Consider the following 24,115-nt stretch of genomic DNA (forward strand, 5'->3'; position numbering starts at 1 on the left):
CATTTAAAATTCCACTCTTATGAAAAATTCAATTATAATAGTCCTTGTGTTTATTTCCGCTTTCGCAAAAGTAAACGCACAAACCACTCATTTACTCGACACTATTTACGCAAACGACACCAAAAACGTAGCGTTGTTTTTTCCGGAACCTGTACGTCAAGGCATAACTGGTTCAGATAACTTTGTATTTACCTACAATAGAGAAAAAGAACAGTATTTCGGCTTGCTCCAAGCAAAGCCAGGAAAGGAAAGCAATCTATTGGTAATCAACAGAAATGGCTCAATTTTTTCGTATATTGTAAGGTATAAATCTCAGCTTTCTAAGCTCAATTATTTCATTCCGCTATCCAATAGTATCGGCAATGAAAGGCCGATTGCAAAGGATTCGGTTCTTGTTGAATCTTCTGAAGAACTTGTAGATAACAGCACCTATTATTACCAAAAATTCTGCTCGTATCTTCTGGAAAGAAAACAGCGCATAGGGCGAATCAAGAAACGAAACGAAGGTATTATCTTGAATGTAGAGAATATTGTTTTTGATAAAGATGAGCTCTATTTTGTTATCGAGATTGAAAATAATTCTACGTTGGATTACGATTTGAATTTCTTGAACCTTTCGATTGAAACTCGGCAAAAAGGGAAAAGGAAATCGTTGCAACGACTCTATAAAGAACCTATATATAAACATAATCTGCCGTCCAAGATTAAGGAAAATGAAACGGCTCGCTTTGTTTATGTGTTGCCCAAATTTTCATTATCCGATGACCGTAGGGCAATTTTGGAATTGAATGAAAAGGATGGCGAACGGAACATAGAAATGAAACTATCGCATAGATATATCAATAACCCAAATTAATACTATTATGAAAAAAATTGTCGTTTGCTCATTACTATTGTTTTTTATTTCCTGTTCCGGGAACAAAATTATGTCCCCTTCTGATACCGCCAAGGTTGTCGCCGAAAGCTTTTATCACGGTGATAAAGCAACGCTAAAAAATCATACTACTGCAGAAGGCTATGCCAATCTTTCCAGTATTCAGGAAATGTTTGCTGAAGATAAGAACTTAGAATCCAATTTCAAGGTTGTCGATGAGGCAATAGAAGGTGGTGTGGCTTGGATAAAATATTCCACAGCTTACGACCCTAAACCTGGTGTATATAAGTTGATTCAAGAAGATGGACAATGGAAAGTAACCCATAATGGACCGAGGGATAACGGGCCTTTTTAAGCACCTGTAAGTAGTATCAGTCTTAGTGATTCAATAATCATAAAACCCGCACCATAAAGTGATAAATAATGTTTATTTTTTACTATATAAGTATCTTTACATCAATTACTTCTTCCCAAAATCCCATATTAGAAAGTGAAAGTTTTGACTTGTAATTTTCTTTATATAGTTCATAAAAGTCTTCTGCTAATTCAGAATTTATAAAATTCTCTAATTGATATAGTGCCTTTGACACTTTCTGCATTTCTTGAGTACTTTCAAAATCGGCATCCATATAACCATCTATATAATCATTAGCATTTGCAAAATCAATATCCTCACGATAAGGTTCCCAATTAATAGTTATTTCTTTACCAGAGAAAGCCTTGAAGATTATTCCTCGAATAATAGGTTGGAAATCATCTAAATGATATTCAACATTTTGACATAGCTCTTGAAATTCTTCAAATTCAGTTGTATCAGAATGTTTCTTTACTATTTCCAACACCTCATTTTTGTCTTTGGCTTTTTTTAAATCTTCCACTAAGTCCTCCAACTCTGACTTTTCTTCGATGAGCTTTGTAAGCGTTGTTTCCAGCTCCTCTTTTTCCTTAATTAATGAATTAAATTCCTCTCTGTCCAACGGTTCTCTAAAAGGATTCTCTTTCAAGTATTTCTTGGTCTTTAAAACGAATTCTTTCTTTTTGGCTGTCCAACGGTCGCTCTTTATCAAGCTATTCGGTATTTCAAGTTGTTCTTGTAAAATATCCTTGATTCTATCAAGGCTTTTTTCATCGAGTAGCTTTTCAATTTGAATAGGCTCTTGAATAACACCAACAGTTTTGTAATTTATTGGCTCGATAATCAAAGGAATTACTTCGGCAGAAGTTACCCAACCAGCACCCATCTCGTTCATACAAACTTCACTTTCCTTGTAGTTGGGCGAGATAATTAGAAAATTAACCTTTGCCTGTTGCAATGCACCCATTATTGAGTCACGCCAGTCAGCACCAGATTTTATTTTCATTCCATCTGTACTGGTACAAAATATTTTATCAATTTGTATACCTAATGCACCTATCAATAGTAAATCAATAAAATCATCAACTATTTTTTTGTCTTTTCCTGAGTGACTAATAAATATTTCTTTGGTTTCTTTCATATAGGATTTATTTATTTTCCTGAGTAAAATAAAGTGCTTCATCCACTAATTGAACTATTTCTTCAGAGTTATGTGAGTACTTAATGTCTTCTAAGAAATTAATCAGTGCTTTCTCATTTACATCATCTAAATCAAGATGCTTAATCATTAGCTGAGTAGCTTTAGTCAGGCGTTCTTTTAATTCTTTAAGTTGTTTTTCAGCACTACCGTGAAACTTAAATCCTTTTCCGTTTTCGGTATTCATAAGATTGAGAAGTTCCATTTTTGAAGCACGCTTTTGACGTCTATCAAATCTTAAGCCTCTATTCAGATAGGCCTCATAAAGCATTCCTTTAGTTTCGTTTGTTTTTTCTTCTTTTTCCAGTTTCATATTTTTTTGGTTATTTAATTCCTTTACTTTTTTTAAACGCATTAAGGTAAGGGGTCAAGTAATCTGGTTCTTTACCCTCAAAATATTCTAAAATCAGAGGATTCTTCGCAAAGAAATGACTTATAAACTTAATCCAGTCTTCAACGGACAAATCGCCGTTGATTTTAAATAACTTTTTTGATTTACTTTTTACTTGATATTCACCTTTAGTCTTGGTGTTAAAGTTATTATCTCTTCTTTCGAAATATTCATCTTCGGTATAGAGCTGCAGTGCCCCATCAAAATGGCGAAATACTTTTGAATTCATATCAAATTCCGCGTGAACATAGCGTACTGGAAAATATTTTACTTCATTTATATTAATTGTGATACTTGGTTGCTTAAATTCTAATGCTTGGAAAACTTTGATTTCATCATATGTGTACCAATACACATCCAACGCATATGCTTTTGAAAAAAGGAAATCAAGTTCTATATCGTCTAAATATTGTGGTGGTCTTAAGCTGGAAACACCATCTTTTATTTTTGAAATCTCTTTGGTGAATTTTCCACCATACCAGGTATCTTCTTCAATAAGGACAGGACCATCGATGTCTATTCGCACTCTGTCTAAATCCAATGCAATACTCACGTCATTATACTGAAAATCGTGTTTCCAAAAATGCTCAATAAACCTTGGTGCGAAATTATTACCAGAATAAAATCCTCTTCTAAAATAATTGCTAGCAAATAGAATATAGTTTGGTGCAAAAAGTGCACCTTCAGAAAACAATTTCTTTTCAAATAATTCTGAGAGAACTTGAAAATCTACCAAACCTTCCTTATCTACGCTTATATGTTCATTTAGTTTTAATACTATATTTTCGTAACTACATAAAATACCTAATCCCATTTGGTAGTCAAAATCACTTAGCCTCACTTTAATGTTTATGGTTTCACAAAAGCTAGTGAAGGATTGGATTAGTTTTGCATTTTCAGATAATTTACACGCCTTTTCGTCTTCTACAAATGCTAAATATTGTTTTATTCTTTCTTCTCTATCCATACCTAATACTCTTTCAATTTAGCTACTCTGTTAATACGAGAGAGGTAGTGAATATTCATAGTATCTTTCTCATCTTGATTCAATGCCAGTTCAATTTTTTCCATTAATCCACGAACGGGATTTAAACTTCTTAAGGTTTTTTTGCCCAACAGCTTAAGTACGAACAACATTGGTCCAGTGGGTACACCACTGGCCACACCAATAGCTAGATTAAGTGTTTGCGCACTTAAATCTATAATGACACCTGTTTTTCTTTGGGATTTCAGAAACTTTTGCACTTCGGTATTATACACTTCAACTTTTTGCTTTTGTTCTTCGGGATTGAGGCCTGCCAAAGTTTCAAGCAACCTCTTGCTATTGGGATATACAATCTCTTTGCTCAGAACTTCTTCCAATTCCAGTATTGGTATGTAGTCATTCATTTTTATAAGCTCTATTGGTTCTATAAGTGTGTTCCCCTTTATTAGCTGTTGTTCACCATCAACAAAATCTTTAAGAGAATTGATTGTTGCCCGTTTATAGAAGTTTAATAAAGTACCCATAGTTTCTGTGTAGGTAGCATCCGTAAATCCGTCTTGTCCTTTTACTGGGAAATATGTAGCATTCAATGAATTAGAAAGGTGCGCCGCATAGGAAAATACATTGAGCATAAACTCACTACTCTCACTAATGTTTCCCTGAGGTGGATTGTCAATAATTTTGTTTACACCATAAACCGAAGCGCTTAGAATCCCTCCCAATTGTAAAACGTCAAAACTTTCACGCTTGGCAGTAATGGGCCAGGTCAACGTTTTAAAAAGGATAGAAGCATCCATTTTGCTTTTTTTCGCAACTATCTCACTTATAAATTTTAGTTCTTTTATAGAAATCCCATCACCAAATAGGTAGTTATCCGCAGTTTCAACTATATCACATTGTTGCAAGCAAGCTACAGCTCTTCTAGAAACAATAGCATCGGGTTTTAAAGCAAAAACTTCGTCAAGAAACTTCCTGTCATAACGTGAAATATCCTGAACGAGAATCAACGTGATACGTTCACGCAGAATTAATTCGAGGAAATCTGACCTTTTTATGGATAGCTGTTTGAACCACTCGTCCATATTTTTGATTATGGGTGGCGATAAGAATATACGTTGGTATAACAAGATGCAATAGCGCAAATCTACATTTGGAAAGACGCTAAAGTCAATATAACACGCATACTCATTTTCGTTGAGAAAGAAGAGACCATTTTTTCTAAAATTACCTTCGTAAATAGCATTGATATTATCGTACCAGATTGATTCGTCACGTTGTATGAATTTAGGCTTGTTTCGAACAATATGATTGCAATAGTAAACAGCAGCTTCATCTTTTGAAAACCCATTCTGCTGAGTTGGCGGACTTTCAAGTTCGTCTATATGTATTCTAAATTCCAGCCCACTTTGGTATCTTTTTAAGAAATCTATGAGATTCCCTTCTTGAAACCTTGTCAAAAACTGTTTTTTTCTGATACCGTTTTGTTCTATCCAGTAATTAGCTATATGTATGTTTAAAATCCCTTGTTCATCCGTTATTTTATAAAAATTAATATGTGGAAACTTAGACATTAACATATCTGCCCATCGAGACATTGGCATTAGCACCCCTTGCATTCCTTTGGGGATATCCCTATCCTCTAAAGATGGAATTAATTTGGTTTTCCCTTTAGGTTTTCTTGTAGAAATTGCAACTGGAAGAAAAATTGGTTTAATAGATTTTTCAAATTCTTCTTCGATAGTACCAAAATCAACCTTTCTGTTTTTGATATAAATGATGAAAGAGTCGTCCGAAGTTTGATAAATAAAGGTTTGAAGTTCGGGATATTTTGCTCTTAGATTTAAGTCAGTTTTGCGAACCAACCCATAATTTTTCTGCTCATCGTTTTTAATTGTTATATAACTCATCTGATTTTCTTGCTTCTCTTACCACCTGAAGGCTCCAGCCATCAATTCAATTTCTGCATTTTTGATTTCTATTTCTTGTGCCACAGTTTTCCAATTCTTCACTACGGATAACACTTCATTTAAAATAGTTTCCATCTCTGTATTATTTAATCTAAAATATTCGCCAACACTTTTAGCCAAATCAAAACTTAAAGCGTTATCATCCATATCTATATTTAGAGACAAACCATCTTTCTCTATCGAGGGGTTTAGGTCATAAGCAGGCGATAAAACCCAACCTTTTTCGGTTAATATAAATCCGTGATTTCGCAAATGGTCATCCGTATTAGATATCGCTATATTAAATACTATACGTCGCCAAAGTTGATGTAAATTAGCCTCGACATCCACACCATAATTTTCTATGAATTCTACAATTTCGAGATAACTTGGCGCAGACTCTTTTATAATATCCTCTGTATTACCTGTCATCGTCATAGCTGAAGCAAAGTGAATGCGTTTTTCAGTCTCTCTATCAAATCTTTTGGTCAGAAACGTATGGTACTGACCGCTTATCTTTTCTATTTTAGAATCTGCCATATGTATACCTGCGGCAGTTGCTAGTCTATAGGCTAAAAACTCCCAAGCGGCTTTATCTATGGTATCTGTCTTTGATGGGAACTTCGCAATCCAAAGATTCTTCTTAAGGTCAAAAATATTTGCCTTTGGTCTAGCACCTCCCAATGATGAACCTGGCGCTATCAATACAGCAATCCATTTTCTTACGGCTTCACTTTGGTCATCACTTTCTAACTGTTTAGCTGCTTCTTGTAATTCTCCAAGCGAAGACCACGGTGGTGTTGGGCTTTGAGCATCGTTATCTAAAAAAGGTCCTTGCAGTTCAGTTTTAAAACGCAAAGCACCCATTCTACTTTCGTCAAAAACCCCAAGTAAATAATCTATTTCATAGAGTGTAGGTGCCTTTTCATTCTTTGCTCTGGCATCTTGAGCAGCCCTACGTTTCATTAAGGTCTTACCCCAAGTGTCTGGCATACTATCTAAAAAAATACCGAAATTCTCTTTGTTAGCTGGATATTGTGGCCCCGAATAAAACTCTATATCCGGGTCTAACAATCGTTGTGCATTGGTTTTTAACCAATCCTTGTCATACTCAAAACTAAATGCTTTTTTTCCTTTAGCAAAGTGAGCGGAAAGTATGCCTACCAAGGTTGGTTTCTCTAAAGCTGCCCAATCTGCAAATACGTATATGTCAAATTTTCCTGTTGCCATAATATTTATAATAAATCAAGGTCTTGCAGTTTTCTACCAAATTCATCATCCACTGCTAACTTTAGAAAATCATCTTGAAGATTGAGTACCCTAAATACATTAAAGTACAAACCAATCGCTACAGCTGGGTCACCTTTTTCAATACGATAAAGGGTAGCTCTATGAATACCTGCACGTTCTGAAACTTGCTCGGTTGTTAGCTTTCTTCTCTTTCTGGCTAGCTTTATATTCTCACCTATGTTTTCAAAAATCTTCTGATACTTTGGAAGAATAATTGTTTTCTTAGAATTCATTTTGTTGTTTATTTGCGACAAATATATTACTTTTGTAGTAAATAAACAACATTTTATGAATTACCCAAAGATTAAAAAAGATATATTAATTCATACGGATAGAAAAGAATTCAAACTTTATACTGATAAAGTCTTGATCGAAAATTTAAAAACAAAAAAAACTCCTGTTGAAATTTCAGTGGATGTAGTTCCATCAGATGAGCCAGATATAGATGACAGAGATTGGATTTACAATTCGTCACTTTTCGAAATCTTCGCATCTATACCTTTTATAGAAAATCACGTAGCTCCATTATCAGAAGCATATAACGACTTTTTAGAAAAATTTGATTTATTTCTAGAAATTTTTAAAAGTATGTCACAAATAGATGGTATTGAGATGGCGCCATTTTCACTCCACTTTGAACTTGAGAATACATACATCTTAAAATTTCTTTTTCATCCTCTACCAGAGAAAATCGATTATGTAACCATGTTGGCTTCTGCCTTTGATACAATCGCTCACTTACATCAAGAAAAAGAAAGTGAATTGAAAACTGCCATACAAACTTCATATTCAAGAAAGAACAACAAAAAGTATTTAACCTTTACAGATGGTAGTTGGAAGGTACTCAACCCATTATTGGAAGTTGGTAAAGAAATTACCAAAGACTACAGAAAGGACAGGGATTGGCGAGTCAAAAAGCCCCACATAATACTCAATCAGGATAATTTTACTCATCGATTTATCTTTGATTCCAATTAGGTATTAGTATTTGACCACTTAGAAACGATGCTTATTCAGCCCAATGACGTAGCATTGTACTCCAATATTGCTGATAGATGCCTGAATCAGGCTATGGAGTTTTACGAAAAAGTCATTTTACCACGACATAAACAATGGCATGGTAGTTTTCCTTCTTTAGAAAAACAAAAAGAGTATTACGACTATTTTGAGATAATTATTCAGGCGGTCATATTTGCATATACAGCCTTGGAAGCTTTTGCTAATATATGTATACCAGCAGGATGGGAATACCAAACAGAAGCCAATGGTGTAAAAACCATATATTCCAAAGAAGCAATCGAACGAAAATTTGAACTACGTGAAAAGTTTAAAAAAGTGATACGCCCAATTTTGAATTCTCCTGACCCAACTCGTGAGGACTGGTGGATGCCTTTTATTGAGCTTGAAAACCTAAGAAATGAAATTATCCATACGAAACAATCCAGGTCCGAAGAACGCTATGCAAAGTTGCTTTCTCAATCTATTTTTGACATGGTTAGAAACCACAAAAACATCATACAGTTTTACGGGGACCATATCTCTAAATATAGGACTGAACTCCTTGAAGAGTATCCATACGAATTTGGCTATGACGACGTTATTCCAGGGTTAATGACTGATAAAAATTATTGGAAATCATACAAATCTATTCGTAATATTAATTTCGACAAGTCTGATGAAGAAGAATAAAAGGAACTTAGAAGCAATAGAAAAATTATTAATTAAAACAAACTGGTTTTTAAATTATGGCAAAACGTTACAAAGAATATGAAGACATCGAAAAAGAATTTTATTTCTATATAGGACTGCTCTCAGATAGATTTGCCAAAATGGAAGTACTTGTCCGAGATATGCTCGGGGCATTTATATCAGATGATGATGTTCTCAATGCTTATCTTTTTGAAAAGAATAGTCTTGATGCGAATATCAAACTCATTAAAACGATAAATGTAAAATATGACTACGAAAAGAAAATTCTGGCTGAAATTTTAAATGAAGTAAGTTATATAAAATCAGAACGCAACTCTTTCATTCACGGTATATGGTCAGAGCCCATAGCTAAGGACAATGATATCATTATCCATTGTATCAATCCCAAAATGAAATTTGAAAAAGAACCCAATGGTAAAAGATGGTCTTTTGGTCACGGAAAATCGGTTAGACTTACGTATATCAAAAAACTCGTAAGTAAGATAGAAGATATTATGGTTTCACAGAAAGCATTTATCGAAAGACTTCGAAATTTTGATTTGGAATTTTGGATACCAAAAGGTTAAGCTAATTAAAAATTGACTTCACCTCCTCATAAACCCGCTCAAAATTAGCTTCTAAATCAGCCTGAGAAAATTGCTTTGATTCCTTCGGTAGCTGCCTGATGATATTAGATAGTTTAAAATGTACTTTCTTATCCTTCCCATCTGCATACGTGATAAATTCGCCCTGTTTCAATCTGAAGAACACACCAGCTCTAATTTTTGGAATTTCCTTTTCCCCAGTTGTAATGCGAGTATCAAAATCGAGATTATGGCCACGACTGATGCTTTTCGTTGGGTCTTTGATGATTTCAAAAAAACGTTCGTAATATTTGGCAGTATCTGGGTCATTAACCTTTCCGAAAAACTGATAGGACAGATTGCTCAAAATCGCTTTGCTCGCCTTATCGCCATACATCATATCGTTCTGGATTTTGTCCTGCATTACATAGATGGTGGCAATATCATAACTTCTAAGCGTTGCCGGAATACGGTGCATATTCAACAAGCGAATCGTTGGTGCTTCTTCCATCAGCAAGAAAGACGGTTTAGAATTTCGTAAGCTCATTTGTTTTGTAATGGTGTGAATAATAGTGGCGATGACGGGCGAATAAGACGTTTCATATTTTGGGTTATTGACCACGGAAATAATTGCAGGGTTTTCCTCACTATTGATATTCAATGGCACTTCGTCTGCAGATAGTGCCATAAAAATTCGTTGTGTACTAATTCGTTTCAGCGCATTAGCCAGGGTACTTTTCACACCAGCTGTCTGCCTATCCGAATCCTTTCCGCTTATAAAAGCATCTGCCATTGCTCTCGAAGTGGTGTTGGTTTCCAAAAACTGAATAAGACTATCGGTATCGAGCATTTGATAAATCGCTATTAAATGTGGCAACGTACAGTAGTTAGGATAGTCGGTTTTCAGTTTCCAAATCAATCCACCAATTAATCCCTCGGCTGCATCGTTAAAGAATTTGGTTGTTCCTGTAGTTCCGCTTTCCCTTTGTTCCAAAAGATTTTCAATTAGTACCCTTGAGACTTCGTTTACACTTTCCTCATTCTCTAAATAGCGTGGTGCTATGGGATTTACCCTGTGAATAATTTTATCAAAGGAAATGACCTTAAAAGGAATATCGCTATCCTTAAAAAGAGGATACGCCATTTCGGTCAGCTCAAAATCTTTGTAGTCGTGAATGATTCCACAAAAACGCTCTCTCCGGAAATGTTTTAGAAATCCATACACCACACTTTCTGTCTTTCCACTTCCGGCAGAACCGATTATGGACGCGCCTCTTTTGATATTATCCAATTTGAAATTCCCTTTGGTCGTAGAAAATCTGACCTGATATTTAGCATTTCCATTTTGTGCGTTTTCAGTTTTATGAAGAAAAACATACAGTCCTGTATTAATTAGCATAAGAGGACAAACCAAATACAATAATATCGATATTAATTCATTTCCTTCAGAAGTATAGAATAGGAAAAAAGCAAGTATCGTAATATTTAATAAAAACGCATATTTGCTTACTCGAAACATCGCATAGAAAATGGTACTGGCTAAACCAATAATTGAAAGTATTGTTATAAGGTTGTTCATTTCCATACCCTAAATTCCTATTGAACTTGATTTGATGGCCACTTCTGCACCACGTCTTAACCGTTTGAAAACCCGAAGTGCAATTTGTGCTTGACTAACTGGAATACTTGGAATAATTGGCAAGCCACTTTTGGTAATCATTTTGAAAGCCAACGCTTTTTCATTGGCTGGTAATTTCATCAAAGCAGCGAAATATAGATTCGGATTTTTTACAAAATCCTTTCGTGCTTTGTAGGTTTCGGCAAAGTTGCGTTTGTAGCCAAAAGTTTTGTCGAATGTCTTTTCTGCTCTTTCAAAAAATTTGTCTCTGTCAAAACCTCGCTTTATGTTTTTGCCGTGCATTTCAACTTCTGAAGCTTTGTGCTTACTTCCTGGCGAAAGACTAGCCGAATTTGAAACATCCTTTCTGCTCACGATGATATGGATATGACTTTGGTCTCCATCTTTTCGCATTCCCTGAACTATCCGTTTTCCATTTTGTTGATGTGGTGCTTGGCGTTCCAGTTTAGCGATTTCCTTTTTCATCTTTTTAATATTCCCTTCAGTTCGTCCTTCTTGGATATTTCGGATATCCGTTTTGAGCTGAAGTATTTTTGTTGCGAAAGGTTGGTTCTCTTTAATCTGAAAATCTGTTCCCTTGAATGTTCTTTGGTGCTCAATTTTCGCATAGTATTTTATATCATCGATGGTTATAGGTCTTCCGTTGATTTCTCGATTGAAACTGGCAACATAATCCTTCATTAGTTCACGAGTGTAGGTTTTTAAATCTTGACTACTGTTCTGAAGTTTTCGTAATTCATATTTTGAAGGACTGACTGTAATCGAATAAAACTTAGGTTCTTTCTTTTTCAATTTTGCGGTGTTTCCATCAATTTCTTTGACCACTTCTTCCGCAGAAATCTCATCGCCATATTGATTAAAAAAGTGTTCCATATCGTGCTGTTCGAAGCCTTGATTTTCCTTCTCCAAATACCCTACAAAATCAGCCGAACTTTGTGAATAATTGTTGCCTAATTTTTGAGGTGTTATTGTAATGTACATAGCTCAAAAATTTATAGTTGGTTGCTTTGGTTTTGCCTGTCTGCTGACGAGGCAGGCTTTTCTTGAAAGCGGACTTCCTTCTTTTCTTCGGCATATTTCTTTTCTATAATTAGCGGTTTTTTGCTAGGTTCTTCTGTTTCAAACAGCGATTGAATCATAGCCACCGTAGGTTTGGTTTGTGTCTTTTCCACGTCTCGCATTATGGCAATGACCGCATTTATTCTTTTGAGTAATTTAGCTTCCATAGTACGTCCAGTTGGTCCTAATTTTTCCTTTGGCGAAATTTCATTATAGAAGAAAAAATCGAGCATCGTGGACATCGCTTCGGTGTGCGATTTGAAGTAAGTCCGTGAGAAAGTTTGGAAACGTTTTGCGGTTTCCTTTTTAAATCTAATTCCAGTAAATGAGTCCATATTTCGCCGATTTGTCGCAAAATCTTCCCTAAAAATGGGCGTTTCCAGCCCGTTTGTCGCAAATAGCTGATTGTCAAGAATTTAAAATATATTTAAATCGCTGGCAATCAGCTGTTTGAAAACGAAAAGGAATCCGAAACATCGCGAAGCGTGTTACCCTCTTGCTATTCCTTTTCGTCACGCACAAGCGTGACAAAAATCCATACAATCCGACTATAGAGTCGATTGCCATTTTCAGGGAAAATGATTTTCCGATTTGTTATTTTTCGATGTGCAGGGTTATCAGCGAAAGTCGAAAAGTGGATAACCCTACTTGAATTTGAATGCTGAATTTCAGCGAAATAAAGATACGTTTTTTTCTTGACTATATATTAATTACTTACAAAAACACCCCTGAAATTTCAGAGGTGCTTATTTTAAAATTATTGAAAATCAGATATTAAACACATAGGTATAGGAATACAAATTCCGTAATGCTTCTTCATCCAACATCTTATCTAAATTGGCACTATGCTTGGTGGCATAATCCATTATATCCTTGCCATACTTTTCCTTTATATCCTCTTTGGAATTCGCAAGTAATCTTTCTTGTGTTTCCTCGTTCAAATCGGTAAAATTTAGATATATCATAGCTTTCTAATTTATAAAAGTCCATTATCAGAAAAGCTATAATAATTCCCATCTGGAATTAGTATTAAATGGTCAAGAAGTTTTATGTCAAACAGTTTCGATGCGTTCTTAATCTTGTTCGTCAATTGCTTATCTGCTTCACTTGGTACCAATTTACCACTTGGATGATTGTGCGTTAATATGATGCCTACCGATAAAGATTTTAAAATAACCGCAAATAAAATTCTTACGTCAACTAAGGTTCCTGTAATTCCACCTTGTGACAATTGATATACCCCTTTTACCTTATTGCTGTTGTTCAACAGAACAACTTTAAAAGATTCTTGTATGCCGATTGAATCTTTATCCCAATCCTCATAGAGCAGTTCTGCAGCATCTTGTGAATTACTAATTTTCTGCCACATTGAAGATTTTAGCCCACCTTTATAACTTATTTTTATTTCATTAACTTGTGCTTTCATTGTTTATAGTATTTAAAATGTGAATAATGAAAAAGAGGGCGCAACTTTCCAGAGGAACGCCCTCTTTATTTTTAAAGATTACTTGTCGCTTTTACTTCCAAGTAAAAGGATTTCATCGGCTACAACTTCCGTTACATAGCGTTGGTTGCCATCATCGGTGGTGTAGGTTCGGGTCTTTAGTTTCCCTGTAATTCCAACCTCTTTGCCTTTTTCGACAAATTTTTCAACGATTTCAGCCGTCTTACCCCAGGCTACAACCGTATGCCAATTCGTGTCGGTTTGCTTTTCGCCTTTGCTGTCTTTGTAATACTCGTTCGTAGCGAGTGAAAAGCGGGCTACTTTCTTTCCGCTTTCAAGGTTAGTAATGGTTGGCTCTTGTCCAACGTTTCCAATCAATTGTACGTGATTTCTAATAGTACTCATAATAAAATATTTAAGTGATTTATATTTCCCCTATTGATTTAAAACAGATTAAATTTTAAGGGGTGTTTGTTCTTTTCTTTCGTGCATCGCACAATGGATAGAGTGGGTTTTGTCAAGACTTTTAGGGTAAAATCAGGTGTGTTTGCGACGTAGTAAATTCCTTGGAATTTCAAGGAAGTAGAAACCTTATTTTTCACTAAAACTTTGTACAGTCTTGACAAGTTCCATAAGGGCATTAGCAATTCTTTTAAACGCAGTTGCGTTTGAGCGTACCGACAGTTAAGCGAGATAAGTAGCTGTGTTTATATTAGAATTGGTTATGTCGTGCCTGTTTTTTGACGACCCGAAAAACAACAAAGGCTTTATCCATTATAAACCCCTTAAAATGTGTAAGACAGCGGTTTGGTTTTTAGGGATTTTCAAAATGAGGGCTAAAGAAGTCCTCGCCGAAAATCCTGTCAAGAAAATCAAGGTGATGGCTTTCCGATTAGAAAAGCGGACTTGATTCACGATTTTGGCTCTGGAATAAAGTGTTCCTTCCCAGCATAGCGGGAAGGGTTAACGGAATGGAGAGCAGAAATTGTAGATTATGTCCATGACCATTGTAGGGAAGCTCTTTTCACGAAATGAAGTGGTTGTCTGCTTTTTCAGCAGGCGAGCGTGGAATGTAGGGAAATGTGCTGAGTGGATTGGAAGTATCCGTTTATTATATATTTAGTCATCCAGTTTAAGGTACTGGACAAACCTATATTAACTTTATGCCATAGCATAGACTTCATCAAACAGCTTTTTATCTAAGCGTTCCTGTTGGCCAAAGCTTTTCTTCAAGACATTATGTAGTACTGAATTGAAGGCATTATAGCCCAACCATAGATTTGGTTCTTCATTAAGCAGTAACGCTTCATAGTTCAATATTTCGATGACCTCACGAGATTTTTTCGACGGGTCGCTGTTCTTATCGCTACATTCGTACCGGAATAGTTTCGTTTTGTCGAGAATCGCCTTTACAAATTCTTGTGTGTCGATGATTTTAAATTCCTTCATCTTGTCGAATTTCTTGGTAATGGTGTAAAATTCATTGTCCAGAAATTTATCGAATAGGTTGTTCAATCTCGGCATAATCAAGTGTGTATTGTTCTTACTATGTTTTATGGAAAACTCGATTTCGGCTTGTGATACGTGTAGACCGTTTGAGCACACTTCTCTATAAAACCCGAAGTGTCCAGAGGTCTTTTCACTTCCGTCATACGAATTCTTGAACCGAAGCATCGGTAGTATCAAGTCCTTATGGTTCTTGACCGTAAACTGGCTTTTGTCGTCGATTATAAAATCTGTAATGAACGACCTGTCGTTTTTGTTGATGGTGCGCTTGTGGAAATTCAGCTGTGCATCGGTCAGCATTTCTTCAGCTTTCTTGAAGAATAGTTGATTCTGAATATGGCCATAGCTGTTCGATACCACATTGACGATTTTGCCATTTGAGATAATGACATTTTCAAGCCCTCTTCGGGATTCCATCTGGGTCAGACTTTTTAAGGATTTCATTTCGGATGGAACAAAGATTTCATCCTGTTGCAAATTTTGTAAATACATAGCTTTTGAATTTAGATTAAACATTTTCTGATAATACTCGGTAATAGTTGGGATGCTTATCCCTGTAATAAGCCAAATGGCTTTCGCCACTATCAATGCTGTAACTTTCGCTACTTTGTTCATAATGCTTTTCCGCTTCTTGAAGCGAAATTTTAGGTTCTTCAGATACTCGTTTCATAATGATGTATTTTGATTAAACAATATTTGAGCAGTACCCAAACGGAAGCTAAAATCTCAGCTCAAAAGGAAACGGAATAAATAAGCGTAGGATGTTGCGTGGGCTTTATGCCGTAGTCTTTTGATGGGTGTATTTTACGAGTTTACCTTTGCGCTAACTATTGATTGATAACCCCTTCCTTATGAACATATCTTTCAAAACACTATCATAAAAAAGAAAAAGGGCCAGCACGAATGCCGACCCCTCTTCACACAACAAAAGCTACTCGTTGAGTTCCTGAATTTGCTTTTCAAGAACCATGATGCGCTCTTTCAAATGTGCTTCACGCTTGTCTCGTTTTTCGGCATATTCCTTTTCTATGCCGGCAATCTTAGATTTATAATATCCCTGTATCGCATTATAAAATGAAATATTGGTAAGATTATTGACGTGATTGCTTTCGCCAAAATGCACTTGCTTTTTGAGCATATACCGTATCAGCCTATGAAACATTTCCTTTTTGAAATTCTTCTTGAAATTCTCTACCATTTCGACTTTGGTCATTTTTGAAGTGTCTCCCAAGAACTTTGAGAAATACTTTTGCTGACTTACATAATCCACATTGTTTTCAAATAGCGATATCGAGAATGCAACCATTTCATCTGTTGAAAGTGTCTTCTTCGTATCAATGTATTTTGTCTCACGAATCATCTGCACCACTTCTTCAAACTGCTTGTTGTTCTCGATTTGCTTCTTGCGGATTTCCCTTTCGTTGATTTTTACAATTTGTTCTTCAGGTGTACAATCAGCCATTTTTCTGTTGGCCAATGGTGTCGAATATTCCGTAGAATCGTTCTTTGATTTTTCAACAATCTTTACAAAAATTTCCTTGTGCTGGAATGAATCGGGATGGAACACAATACCGTTTTTAAATCCTTCTTCTTTTGCTGAATTGAATTTTTCCAATGCTTCTTTATAATTCTGCATTGCTTCATCCAATTCTGCCTTTAATTCATCTTCAGAATAATCGTAATGTTGATATTCTATCTTAATACCCTCGATTGTTGGCTCAATCGGATTCTCTATAATTTCAACATCATCCAGTAGATAGACTTTGAGTCCATTCTTTTCCAATTGCGATATAATGAGCTGATTGCTTTCGTCATCTGCCCAATATTGTCGTATTTCAGGGATTAAAAGGATATTCTCTTTCTTGGACTTTTCAATCAGGTTCAAGAGCGATTTGCTTTTCTTCGTCTCATAACAGGCTGCTTTTGTACAGACCATTTTTCCTTCGCCGAATAGATTGCCTTGATTGGCTGCATTGAACGGACATTCAACACACGACCCAGCTTTCGGGACCAATTTTTTATCGGTTACATCAAAAGATGCTTTTTCCAAATCGTAGGTCTGGTCTTTAATCATCCTATTTATCTGATGTGCATTAAAACCCTCGCCCATCGTTTCCAACATCATCTGCTGTTCTTCCGGTTCAAAGAGTGCGACACCTACACCCAAGGAAATCGTCATTTCGCCATTGCGTACAAATTGCTTGAAACCGTCAATCAATCCAGCTAATTTTAAACGCTGTCTGATGAAGTTATCCGTTCTACCCAATCGCTTCGCAATTTCGGTAGGTGCATATTTCTCGCTTAGGTAAGCAATAGCCTCAGCTTCTTCGGTAGGTTCTACATCCTGTCTTTGCAGATTTTCGATAATCTGAACTTCAAGAACATCATTGTTCTCATAAGTCCTCACGATACAGGGTACAGTCTTTTTTCCTGCCAGCTTGCTTGCACGATATCGACGTTCACCCATCACGATGACATAATGTTCATTTAGTTTCCTTAATGTGATTGGCTGCAACACACCGTGCTTTTCAATACTCTTGGAAAGCTGCTTTAACGCATCCTCGTTAAAAGTCTTTCTCGGTTGTTCTGGGTCAGGCTTTATTTTACCTAACGGTAAGTTCTGAATTTCAAGTACGGATGATTTCTTTCCATTTACTTCATTCTTGGCAGCTACTTTAGTTCTACTGCGCTTCTTTGTGGTACTCGCTTTTGTTGTCATAATACTCAAATTTTTGATTAAACAATATTTGAGCAGAAACCAAACGGAAGATAAAATCTTCGCTCAAAAGGAAACGGAATAAATGAGAAGGGGCGAAAGCGTCGGCTTTATGCCGTAGTCTTTTGATGGAAGTATTTTACGAGTTTACCTTGCGTGTATATTGTATGATAATAAACTCTCAATCGAAGGACAAAAGTTAAATTAGATTAGAAAATATAATTTATAATCAAATAAAATTTAGTTTGGTATCGAATAAAATCATCTAATATGAAATTCAATTAAGTGTTGAAAAAGAGGGAAATGTTGTACCTATGTTGTACCTATCCAATTTTTAGCACCTATTTTTAAATAAGAAAAGCCGAAGATTTCTCTTCGACTTTTGTGCGGGTGAAGGGACTCGAACCCCCACACCTTGCGGCATCAGATCCTAAGTCTGACGTGTCTACCAATTCCACCACACCCGCATAAAGTGCAATTTAACACTTTTTATTTGGTTTAATCCTAAGTCTAGCGTGTCTACCAATTCCACCACGCCCGCATTTCAATAAATCGTTACGCATCTCTTTGTAACGGGGTGCAAATATAAGAATAGTTTTTTATTGCAAAATAATTTTTTAGCAAATTTTAATCAAGAATTTAATATGTTTTGAATTAACTCCTGAGAAACTGCTGTTCCTTGTCGTTTCAGCTCTTCAATAATGCGTTGTTTCTCATCTTCAGAATAAGATGCTTGTTTATTTTCTTGCTCAAAATCATATCCTAATGTTGCAAATAAAGCATCACTCCATGCATTTCGTTTACAATCCATGACAAAGTGAATTCTATCTGAAGTCCCATTGTTTTCGACAGCATGTGGTAAGTTAAAATTCCCATACCAACAACTCCCTACTTCCATGGTAACTAATTCCTTATTGATATAAAATCGCACATCTTTATTAGTAGTAATGGGCACATGTACTCTAAACAAACCATCCTCATACCCTAAATCAAGATCCGTATGCTCATGAATACGACTCCCAGCACTTAAATTCAATAAACGTATCGCCTCTTTATCGCATTTAAAAGTGTCTATAATTTCTTTAAAATAAGCACATTTCTCAAGCAAAGGCGTATCAAAAAACTCTCCCGTAAGAGAAAAAGCACGTACATTATCTGTGGCTCCATCCATAGATCGAAGGGCTATCAATTTCCAACTCCCATCATAATCGTTACTATTATAATGTTCTGAAAAGGCAAAAGACTCACATATTTTATAATCTCTAAGAAGTCTATCTTCAGAAAAATTAAAAGGAAAACGTGCACTAGAAAGACTCATAAGCTATTCATTTAATATCTCTTAAATGTAGTTCAATTTTAGTACTTTTAAACAAAAATTTATAATCTACATGGAATCCATAACATCTTATATCCAAGAACACAAACAACGTTTTATCGACGAGCTTATCGAACTCCTAAAAATCCCTAGTATTAGTGCTGATTCCGCTTTCGCGAAAGCGACCACACAAACAGCCACTGCGGTAGCCGACAGTTTAAAAGCCGCTGGATGTGATACCGTAGAAATATGTGAAACACCTGGATATCCTATTGTATATGCAGATAAAATCATAGACCCTAATCTTCCAACAGTATTGGTATATGGGCATTATGATGTGCAACCACCAGACCCATTAGATCTTTGGGATGCTCCGCCTTTTGAGCCAGTTGTAAAAACGACAGACAAACATCCTGATGGTGCCATTTTTGCACGTGGTGCTTGTGATGATAAAGGGCAAATGTATATGCATGTTAAAGCCATGGAATACATGACGGCAAATGGAAAGCTTCCTTGCAATGTCAAGTTTATGATTGAAGGTGAAGAAGAAGTAGGAAGTGTCAACCTTGCTTGGTATGTAGAACGTAATCAAGAAAAACTAGCTAATGATGTCATCCTTATTTCTGATACGGGAATGATTGCTAATGACATTCCTAGTATCACTACAGGACTTCGCGGTCTTAGCTATGTAGAAGTAGAAGTGACTGGACCTAATCGCGATTTGCATAGTGGTCTGTACGGAGGTGCTGTTGCAAATCCTATTAATGTGCTTTCAAAAATGATTGCATCCCTTCATGATGAAAACAATCATATCACCGTAAAAGGATTTTATGACAAAGTAGAAGAACTTACTGCGGCTGAACGTGAAAAAATGGGAGAAGCGCCTTTCAGTTTAGAAAACTATAAAAAAGCCTTAGACATTAATGCAGTATATGGAGAAAAAGGATATACCACCAATGAGCGTAACTCTATCCGACCTACCTTAGATGTCAATGGAATTTGGGGTGGTTATACAGGCGAAGGTGCAAAAACGGTTATTGCTAGTAAAGCCTATGCAAAAATATCAATGCGATTAGTACCTCATCAAGATTGGGAAGAAATCACTGAATTATTTAAAACACACTTTGAAAGTATTGCTCCTGATGGCGTTACCGTAAAAGTAACCCCACATCATGGAGGACAAGGCTATGTAACGCCTATTGACAGTATCGGATATCAAGCCGCCGAAAAAGCCTATGAAAAAACATTTGGTAAAACACCAATTCCTCAACGTAGTGGTGGAAGTATTCCTATTGTTGCTCTCTTTGAGAAAGAACTAAAAAGCAAAACCATTTTAATGGGATTTGGCTTAGATAGTGATGCCATACATTCTCCAAACGAACACTTTGGTATCTGGAACTATTTAAAAGGAATTGAAACCATTCCTTATTTTTACGAGTATTTTACTGCCTTAAAAAACGCATAAAAATTACTATATAAAATGTGAAAGTCCTTTAAGTTATCATAAACTTAAAGGACTTTTTCTATTTTAGATAACAACTAACGATACCTTTATGATACTATCACACGAGTCAAGGGCTTATTGGTCTCCTACTAGTAAACTTGTATTCAGGTTTGTTTGTCTTTATTTTTTGAGCTATATCCTCTTTATATATTGCGGGACACTATTCTTTGAATCACTCTTTGTTTGGGTAGGGAAAAACATACTACAATCTGAAGGTCGTTTAGAATACTTCTCTACAGGCAGTGGAGATACTACAATGGCATATATAAGTTGGTTAGTACAAGGTACTTTAACGATTGTCGGTGTTCTAATATGGTCGTTTTTAGACAGGAAACGTCCTTCGTACAATCAACTTTTCTATTGGTTTATAGTCATACTACGTATGTATCTTGTATTACAACTATTTATCTATGGTTTTGCTAAAATATTTAAAGGTCAATTCCCAGGGCCTTCCTTAACGCGTTTATTACAACCTATTGGAGAGATGTCACCTATGGGGCTTGCATGGACCTATATGGGACATAGTGAGGGATTCAATATGTTTGTAGGCTGTATGGAAGTACTAGGAGGATTATTACTAATCCCTCGCAAAACAATTACACTTGGAGCTATTGTTACTACAGGAGTCATGTTACAAGTACTTATGATGAACCTATTTTATGATATTCCTGTTAAGTTATTTTCTGCACATCTGATGATGATGGCATTAGTAATTTTTATGGCAGATTGGAAACGATGTAAGCAAGTATTTATCAAAAACGAAACCGCACACGCTATTAATTACTACAAGATTTCTGAAGATTCTCATTACAAAAAAATGGTTTTTTGGAGTAAGATCATACTCGTATTAATTTTATGTAGCGCCTTGTCTTATAGCGGATATCAAAGAGAACATACCTATGGAGACAAAAGAGAAAAACCCGCATTATATGGTATATGGGAAGCAGATACGTTTGTGAAAAATAATGACACACTACCTCCATTAATTACAGATGCAACACGTTGGAGATATTTAATTATAGATCGTAAAGGCCATGCTACTCTCCAATTTATGAATGATCAAAAAAAGCGCATGACATTACATATCGATACCATAAAAGAGCAGCTTACTTTATATGAAGGAGAATGGGAGTTAAGTGATAACTTTACCTACATGCATTCTGATGATGCACTACATATAAAAGGAAAGCTTTATGGAGATACGTTAGATATCCGTCTTAAAGCAAAAGATTTACGTGATTTTGAACTCATAACCCGTGACTTTCATTGGATTAATGAAACGCCTTATAATAAGTGATCGTAGTATATTCAAACACATAGGCTGTAACATCCTTGATCATTGGTATACACATATGTATAACACAAAACCAAAACACTATATGAATACACTATTGACCAAACTCAACTTACTTACAACTACTACTATTGAACTTCCTATAGAAAAATACAATTTCGTTTCCATTGTAAATGCGAGTATTGATCATAGTGATTTAGGTTATTTTTCTGATATGGGAGATATTTTTTCTTCTAGTAAAGCTGAGTATAAAGGTCATATCAATTCTTACGGTTTTAAGTTAAAGAAAAAGCGAAAGTTTTTTGATTATAATATGAATTTTGCAACAGCAGAAGGGCGTTTTACCCAACAAGGAGATACCTTAAAAATCAATGTGGAAATCAATGGTTTTTTAAATCGAATGATTCCTTTTATTATACTAGTTCCTATATTTTATCTCCTTTTTTTTATTATGACATTACAAGGTGGTGGTCCTGAAGCTTCTATTATTGCTATCCCATTTTTACTAATACACGGACTATTTATGATTGGAATCCCTTACTTTATAATGCGGCGATCTGTGAAACGCATGCAGTATGAATTAGAAAGAGATTTCTATTTTATGATTAAATAATAATGGCCTAAATGCAATACATCACTAGAAAATCTGACATACGAATACGACTTCAAGAATGCCTTCAGGCATATGATGAAGAAGGCTTAATTACCTCTTGTGATGTTACGTATAAAACACTCTTATCTCATAAAGTAAAATTTCCTTTATTAGAGTTTTGTGGTGAGCAATTCTATGAACATTTACTTGAGATAGATCATATCCAGTTTTGTGATCACATTCAATCTCTAAAAACAGAAGGAGGAAATGTGATTTTAGGAATCATGTTACAAAAACGTCTAGATCATCATTATGAAGAGTCTATACAAAAAGCCACCGCATATATTGCAGATGCAGATATGTGGTATGTATGTGATATCATTGGGGAACGTGTTTGGGGTGTTTCCCTTTTGCAAACTCCAGAAAAAACAATGGCAGTCATAGAAGCAAAAACACATCACGAGAGTCATTGGGTGATTAGATCACTAGGTGCTGGAATACACTATGCCATTAAAAAAGGATTACCCAAAGTATATGTGAAAATGTTATTTGATCTTTTACTAACTTGTGCCAACACTACCAATAAAGAAATACGTCAAGGTATCGGATGGGCTGCAAAAACAACAGCAAAATTTCATCCTGATATTATACGCTTTCGCGAAAGCGAACTCAACAACACACAAAACGTAGCCAACTGGTTTCGAAAAAAAGTAGCTATCGGATTAGAAAGACATCAGCATGCCAAGGGAAATTGAAATCAAATCAGTACTCAACAAAACCAAACAACGGGATACCTGGTTTCTGGATGATTACACGGTAAATCTTTACAGCAGTTGTTCTTTTAACTGTTTGTATTGCTACATACGAGGAAGTAAATACGGAACCAATCTAGAAGCGAGTCTTTCGGTAAAAACTAATGCGATCGAAGTCTTAGATAGACAATTGTATAATCGGGCTAAAAAAGAACAATACGGAATCATCGTTCTATCATCTGCTACAGATCCCTATTTGCAAATTGAAAAAAAATACGAGCTCACCCGACAAGCCCTGCAACTTATTGCAAAGTATAAATTTCCTGTTCATGTGATTACAAAATCCGATATGATAGCTAGGGATTATGACTTATTACATCACATTGATAAAAATGCAATACTCCCCAATGATTTAAAAAGTACTTTAGGACGTGGCGTCATTGTTTCGTATTCTTTTAGCACACTTGATAATGCCACTGCTCGTATTTTTGAACCAGGCGCCACAGCACCTTCCTTACGATTACAAAGTTTTAAAAACACCCTACAAGAAGGGTTTTTATCTGGGGTAAGTTTGATGCCGCTACTTCCCTTTATTTCTGACACAACGGCACACCTTGATCTATTATTTTCAACCTTTAAAGAATGCAATGCACACTATGTATTACCTGCAACACTTACACTATTTGGTCATGAAAAAGCAGCTAGCAAAACATTAATGCTCCAAGCTATACAAAAACACTACCCAGAACTTTTACCAAAATATCAGAAATATTTTCAATATGGCTCGGAAATGCCTGCTTATTACAAAGCAGCTTTTGCAAAAAAAATGAAAGAACTCGCTGTACAATATGAAATAAAATCATCCATTTTGTAAGGATTAAAAAAAGTAACTGACTATTAAAAATGAACAGACTTGTCTGTTTTTAGAAATTTATTCTATATTTGCATTATGAAATAAGCATAAACAAAATTAGTTTTTTGT

The 24,115-nt window shown here is 35.5% G+C and carries 24 protein-coding genes and 1 tRNA gene; 10 read left to right on the plus strand and 15 right to left on the minus strand.

The genetic code is table 11. The features are described 5' to 3' along the window. Positions 1-19: 19 nt before the first annotated feature. Positions 20-856, plus strand: a complete 837-nt coding sequence (locus CHB80_RS02085; protein WP_089369769.1) for a DUF4138 domain-containing protein — start codon at positions 20-22, stop codon at positions 854-856. A gap of 7 nt (positions 857-863) precedes the next feature. Beyond that, entirely contained in the window at positions 864-1,229 is a 366-nt protein-coding gene (locus tag CHB80_RS02090; RefSeq protein ID WP_089369770.1) for a nuclear transport factor 2 family protein, read from the plus strand. 82 nt (positions 1,230-1,311) lie between these two features. On the opposite strand, the gene CHB80_RS02095 is transcribed toward CHB80_RS02090, so the two are convergent. The 6 genes from CHB80_RS02095 to CHB80_RS02120 are packed head-to-tail and all read right to left on the minus strand — an operon-like array spanning position 1,312 to position 7,272. Then, positions 1,312-2,370, minus strand: a complete 1,059-nt coding sequence (locus CHB80_RS02095) for a toll/interleukin-1 receptor domain-containing protein (RefSeq protein ID WP_179218064.1) — start codon at positions 2,368-2,370, stop codon at positions 1,312-1,314. Between the two features lie 7 nt (positions 2,371-2,377). Beyond that, positions 2,378-2,782 (minus strand): hypothetical protein, encoded by a 405-nt coding sequence (locus CHB80_RS02100; protein WP_089369772.1) that lies wholly within the window; start codon positions 2,780-2,782, stop codon positions 2,378-2,380. After that, entirely contained in the window at positions 2,751-3,785 is a 1,035-nt protein-coding gene (locus CHB80_RS02105; protein WP_089369773.1) for a hypothetical protein, read from the minus strand. Before CHB80_RS02105 ends, CHB80_RS02100 begins: the two co-directional genes overlap by 32 nt. 2 nt (positions 3,786-3,787) lie before the next feature. Beyond that, positions 3,788-5,710, minus strand: coding sequence for a hypothetical protein (locus CHB80_RS02110; RefSeq protein ID WP_089369774.1), 1,923 nt, complete (start codon positions 5,708-5,710; stop codon positions 3,788-3,790). Between the two features lie 18 nt (positions 5,711-5,728). Next, positions 5,729-6,979 (minus strand): type II toxin-antitoxin system HipA family toxin, encoded by a 1,251-nt coding sequence (locus tag CHB80_RS02115; protein WP_089369775.1) that lies wholly within the window; start codon positions 6,977-6,979, stop codon positions 5,729-5,731. Between the two features lie 5 nt (positions 6,980-6,984). Further along, positions 6,985-7,272 carry a helix-turn-helix domain-containing protein gene (locus tag CHB80_RS02120; protein WP_089369776.1) on the minus strand — a complete coding sequence of 96 codons (288 nt, stop codon included), beginning with the start codon at positions 7,270-7,272 and terminating at the stop codon, positions 6,985-6,987. 55 nt (positions 7,273-7,327) lie between these two features. Here CHB80_RS02120 and CHB80_RS02125 point away from each other — a divergent pair, with 55 nt between their 5' ends. From CHB80_RS02125 to CHB80_RS02135, 3 genes are read left to right on the plus strand one after another with little or no spacing between them, the layout of a single operon-like run. Next, positions 7,328-8,017 carry a hypothetical protein gene (locus tag CHB80_RS02125; protein WP_089369777.1) on the plus strand — a complete coding sequence of 230 codons (690 nt, stop codon included), beginning with the start codon at positions 7,328-7,330 and terminating at the stop codon, positions 8,015-8,017. A gap of 27 nt (positions 8,018-8,044) precedes the next feature. Beyond that, positions 8,045-8,728, plus strand: coding sequence for a hypothetical protein (locus tag CHB80_RS02130; protein WP_089369778.1), 684 nt, complete (start codon positions 8,045-8,047; stop codon positions 8,726-8,728). 56 nt (positions 8,729-8,784) lie between these two features. Continuing rightward, a complete protein-coding gene (locus CHB80_RS02135; RefSeq protein WP_089369779.1) occupies positions 8,785-9,315 on the plus strand; it encodes a hypothetical protein in 531 nt (176 codons plus the stop codon). A gap of 1 nt (position 9,316) precedes the next feature. Here CHB80_RS02135 and CHB80_RS02140 read toward each other — a convergent pair whose 3' ends face one another. The 9 genes from CHB80_RS02140 to CHB80_RS02185 form a co-directional block, all read right to left on the minus strand. After that, entirely contained in the window at positions 9,317-10,897 is a 1,581-nt protein-coding gene (locus tag CHB80_RS02140; RefSeq protein ID WP_089369780.1) for a type IV secretory system conjugative DNA transfer family protein, read from the minus strand. Between the two features lie 3 nt (positions 10,898-10,900). Beyond that, positions 10,901-11,932: a MobB family relaxase gene (gene mobB, locus CHB80_RS02145; RefSeq protein ID WP_089369781.1), complete on the minus strand. Its 1,032-nt coding sequence runs from the start codon at positions 11,930-11,932 to the stop codon at positions 10,901-10,903. A gap of 11 nt (positions 11,933-11,943) precedes the next feature. Continuing rightward, positions 11,944-12,345, minus strand: coding sequence for a BfmA/BtgA family mobilization protein (locus CHB80_RS02150; RefSeq protein WP_089369782.1), 402 nt, complete (start codon positions 12,343-12,345; stop codon positions 11,944-11,946). A 641-nt stretch (positions 12,346-12,986) separates the two neighbouring features. Further along, complete coding sequence (locus CHB80_RS02160) at positions 12,987-13,436, minus strand: JAB domain-containing protein (RefSeq protein ID WP_089369784.1); 450 nt, start codon at positions 13,434-13,436, stop codon at positions 12,987-12,989. Positions 13,437-13,514: 78 nt separating this feature from the next. Continuing rightward, on the minus strand, positions 13,515-13,859 hold the full coding sequence (locus CHB80_RS02165; RefSeq protein ID WP_089369785.1) for a single-stranded DNA-binding protein: 345 nt from the start codon (positions 13,857-13,859) through the stop codon (positions 13,515-13,517). A gap of 756 nt (positions 13,860-14,615) precedes the next feature. Next, complete coding sequence (locus tag CHB80_RS02170; protein WP_089370747.1) at positions 14,616-15,452, minus strand: DUF932 domain-containing protein; 837 nt, start codon at positions 15,450-15,452, stop codon at positions 14,616-14,618. 439 nt (positions 15,453-15,891) lie between these two features. Next, positions 15,892-17,679, minus strand: a complete 1,788-nt coding sequence (locus tag CHB80_RS02175; RefSeq protein ID WP_089369786.1) for a ParB/RepB/Spo0J family partition protein — start codon at positions 17,677-17,679, stop codon at positions 15,892-15,894. 382 nt (positions 17,680-18,061) lie between these two features. Further along, positions 18,062-18,143, minus strand: a tRNA-Leu gene (locus CHB80_RS02180). Between the two features lie 164 nt (positions 18,144-18,307). Further along, positions 18,308-18,994: an aspartyl/asparaginyl beta-hydroxylase domain-containing protein gene (locus tag CHB80_RS02185; protein WP_089369787.1), complete on the minus strand. Its 687-nt coding sequence runs from the start codon at positions 18,992-18,994 to the stop codon at positions 18,308-18,310. A gap of 70 nt (positions 18,995-19,064) precedes the next feature. Here CHB80_RS02185 and CHB80_RS02190 point away from each other — a divergent pair, with 70 nt between their 5' ends. The 5 genes from CHB80_RS02190 (at position 19,065) to CHB80_RS02210 (ending at position 24,007) form a co-directional block, all read left to right on the plus strand. Then, a complete protein-coding gene (locus CHB80_RS02190) occupies positions 19,065-20,456 on the plus strand; it encodes a dipeptidase (protein WP_089369788.1) in 1,392 nt (463 codons plus the stop codon). An 88-nt stretch (positions 20,457-20,544) separates the two neighbouring features. Beyond that, positions 20,545-21,792, plus strand: coding sequence for a DoxX family protein (locus CHB80_RS02195; protein WP_179218065.1), 1,248 nt, complete (start codon positions 20,545-20,547; stop codon positions 21,790-21,792). Positions 21,793-21,874: 82 nt separating this feature from the next. Next, complete coding sequence (locus CHB80_RS02200) at positions 21,875-22,402, plus strand: hypothetical protein (RefSeq protein WP_089369790.1); 528 nt, start codon at positions 21,875-21,877, stop codon at positions 22,400-22,402. 11 nt (positions 22,403-22,413) lie between these two features. After that, positions 22,414-23,136 (plus strand): DNA alkylation repair protein, encoded by a 723-nt coding sequence (locus tag CHB80_RS02205; RefSeq protein ID WP_089369791.1) that lies wholly within the window; start codon positions 22,414-22,416, stop codon positions 23,134-23,136. Further along, complete coding sequence (locus CHB80_RS02210; protein WP_089369792.1) at positions 23,120-24,007, plus strand: SPL family radical SAM protein; 888 nt, start codon at positions 23,120-23,122, stop codon at positions 24,005-24,007. Before CHB80_RS02205 ends, CHB80_RS02210 begins: the two co-directional genes overlap by 17 nt. The last annotated feature ends 108 nt before the right edge of the window (positions 24,008-24,115 follow it).

The organism is Dokdonia pacifica (assembly GCF_900188275.1).
GTDB classification, from domain to species: Bacteria; Bacteroidota; Bacteroidia; order Flavobacteriales; family Flavobacteriaceae; genus Dokdonia; species Dokdonia pacifica.

Excerpts from the sequence above, each read along its gene's own strand:
- CHB80_RS02085 (WP_089369769.1), top strand. The coding sequence starts at position 20 with ATGAAAAATTCAATTATAATAGTCCTTGTGTTTATTTCCGCTTTCGCA.
- CHB80_RS02090 (WP_089369770.1), top strand. The coding sequence starts at position 864 with ATGAAAAAAATTGTCGTTTGCTCATTACTATTGTTTTTTATTTCCTGT.
- CHB80_RS02095 (WP_179218064.1), bottom strand. The coding sequence starts at position 2,370 with ATGAAAGAAACCAAAGAAATATTTATTAGTCACTCAGGAAAAGACAAA.
- CHB80_RS02100 (WP_089369772.1), bottom strand. The coding sequence starts at position 2,782 with ATGCGTTTAAAAAAAGTAAAGGAATTAAATAACCAAAAAAATATGAAA.
- CHB80_RS02105 (WP_089369773.1), bottom strand. The coding sequence starts at position 3,785 with ATGGATAGAGAAGAAAGAATAAAACAATATTTAGCATTTGTAGAAGAC.
- CHB80_RS02110 (WP_089369774.1), bottom strand. The coding sequence starts at position 5,710 with ATGAGTTATATAACAATTAAAAACGATGAGCAGAAAAATTATGGGTTG.
- CHB80_RS02115 (WP_089369775.1), bottom strand. The coding sequence starts at position 6,979 with ATGGCAACAGGAAAATTTGACATATACGTATTTGCAGATTGGGCAGCT.
- CHB80_RS02120 (WP_089369776.1), bottom strand. The coding sequence starts at position 7,272 with ATGAATTCTAAGAAAACAATTATTCTTCCAAAGTATCAGAAGATTTTT.
- CHB80_RS02125 (WP_089369777.1), top strand. The coding sequence starts at position 7,328 with ATGAATTACCCAAAGATTAAAAAAGATATATTAATTCATACGGATAGA.
- CHB80_RS02130 (WP_089369778.1), top strand. The coding sequence starts at position 8,045 with ATGCTTATTCAGCCCAATGACGTAGCATTGTACTCCAATATTGCTGAT.
- CHB80_RS02135 (WP_089369779.1), top strand. The coding sequence starts at position 8,785 with ATGGCAAAACGTTACAAAGAATATGAAGACATCGAAAAAGAATTTTAT.
- CHB80_RS02140 (WP_089369780.1), bottom strand. The coding sequence starts at position 10,897 with ATGGAAATGAACAACCTTATAACAATACTTTCAATTATTGGTTTAGCC.
- mobB (WP_089369781.1), bottom strand. The coding sequence starts at position 11,932 with ATGTACATTACAATAACACCTCAAAAATTAGGCAACAATTATTCACAA.
- CHB80_RS02150 (WP_089369782.1), bottom strand. The coding sequence starts at position 12,345 with ATGGACTCATTTACTGGAATTAGATTTAAAAAGGAAACCGCAAAACGT.
- CHB80_RS02160 (WP_089369784.1), bottom strand. The coding sequence starts at position 13,436 with ATGAAAGCACAAGTTAATGAAATAAAAATAAGTTATAAAGGTGGGCTA.
- CHB80_RS02165 (WP_089369785.1), bottom strand. The coding sequence starts at position 13,859 with ATGAGTACTATTAGAAATCACGTACAATTGATTGGAAACGTTGGACAA.
- CHB80_RS02170 (WP_089370747.1), bottom strand. The coding sequence starts at position 15,452 with ATGTATTTACAAAATTTGCAACAGGATGAAATCTTTGTTCCATCCGAA.
- CHB80_RS02175 (WP_089369786.1), bottom strand. The coding sequence starts at position 17,679 with ATGACAACAAAAGCGAGTACCACAAAGAAGCGCAGTAGAACTAAAGTA.
- CHB80_RS02185 (WP_089369787.1), bottom strand. The coding sequence starts at position 18,994 with ATGAGTCTTTCTAGTGCACGTTTTCCTTTTAATTTTTCTGAAGATAGA.
- CHB80_RS02190 (WP_089369788.1), top strand. The coding sequence starts at position 19,065 with ATGGAATCCATAACATCTTATATCCAAGAACACAAACAACGTTTTATC.
- CHB80_RS02195 (WP_179218065.1), top strand. The coding sequence starts at position 20,545 with ATGATACTATCACACGAGTCAAGGGCTTATTGGTCTCCTACTAGTAAA.
- CHB80_RS02200 (WP_089369790.1), top strand. The coding sequence starts at position 21,875 with ATGAATACACTATTGACCAAACTCAACTTACTTACAACTACTACTATT.
- CHB80_RS02205 (WP_089369791.1), top strand. The coding sequence starts at position 22,414 with ATGCAATACATCACTAGAAAATCTGACATACGAATACGACTTCAAGAA.
- CHB80_RS02210 (WP_089369792.1), top strand. The coding sequence starts at position 23,120 with ATGCCAAGGGAAATTGAAATCAAATCAGTACTCAACAAAACCAAACAA.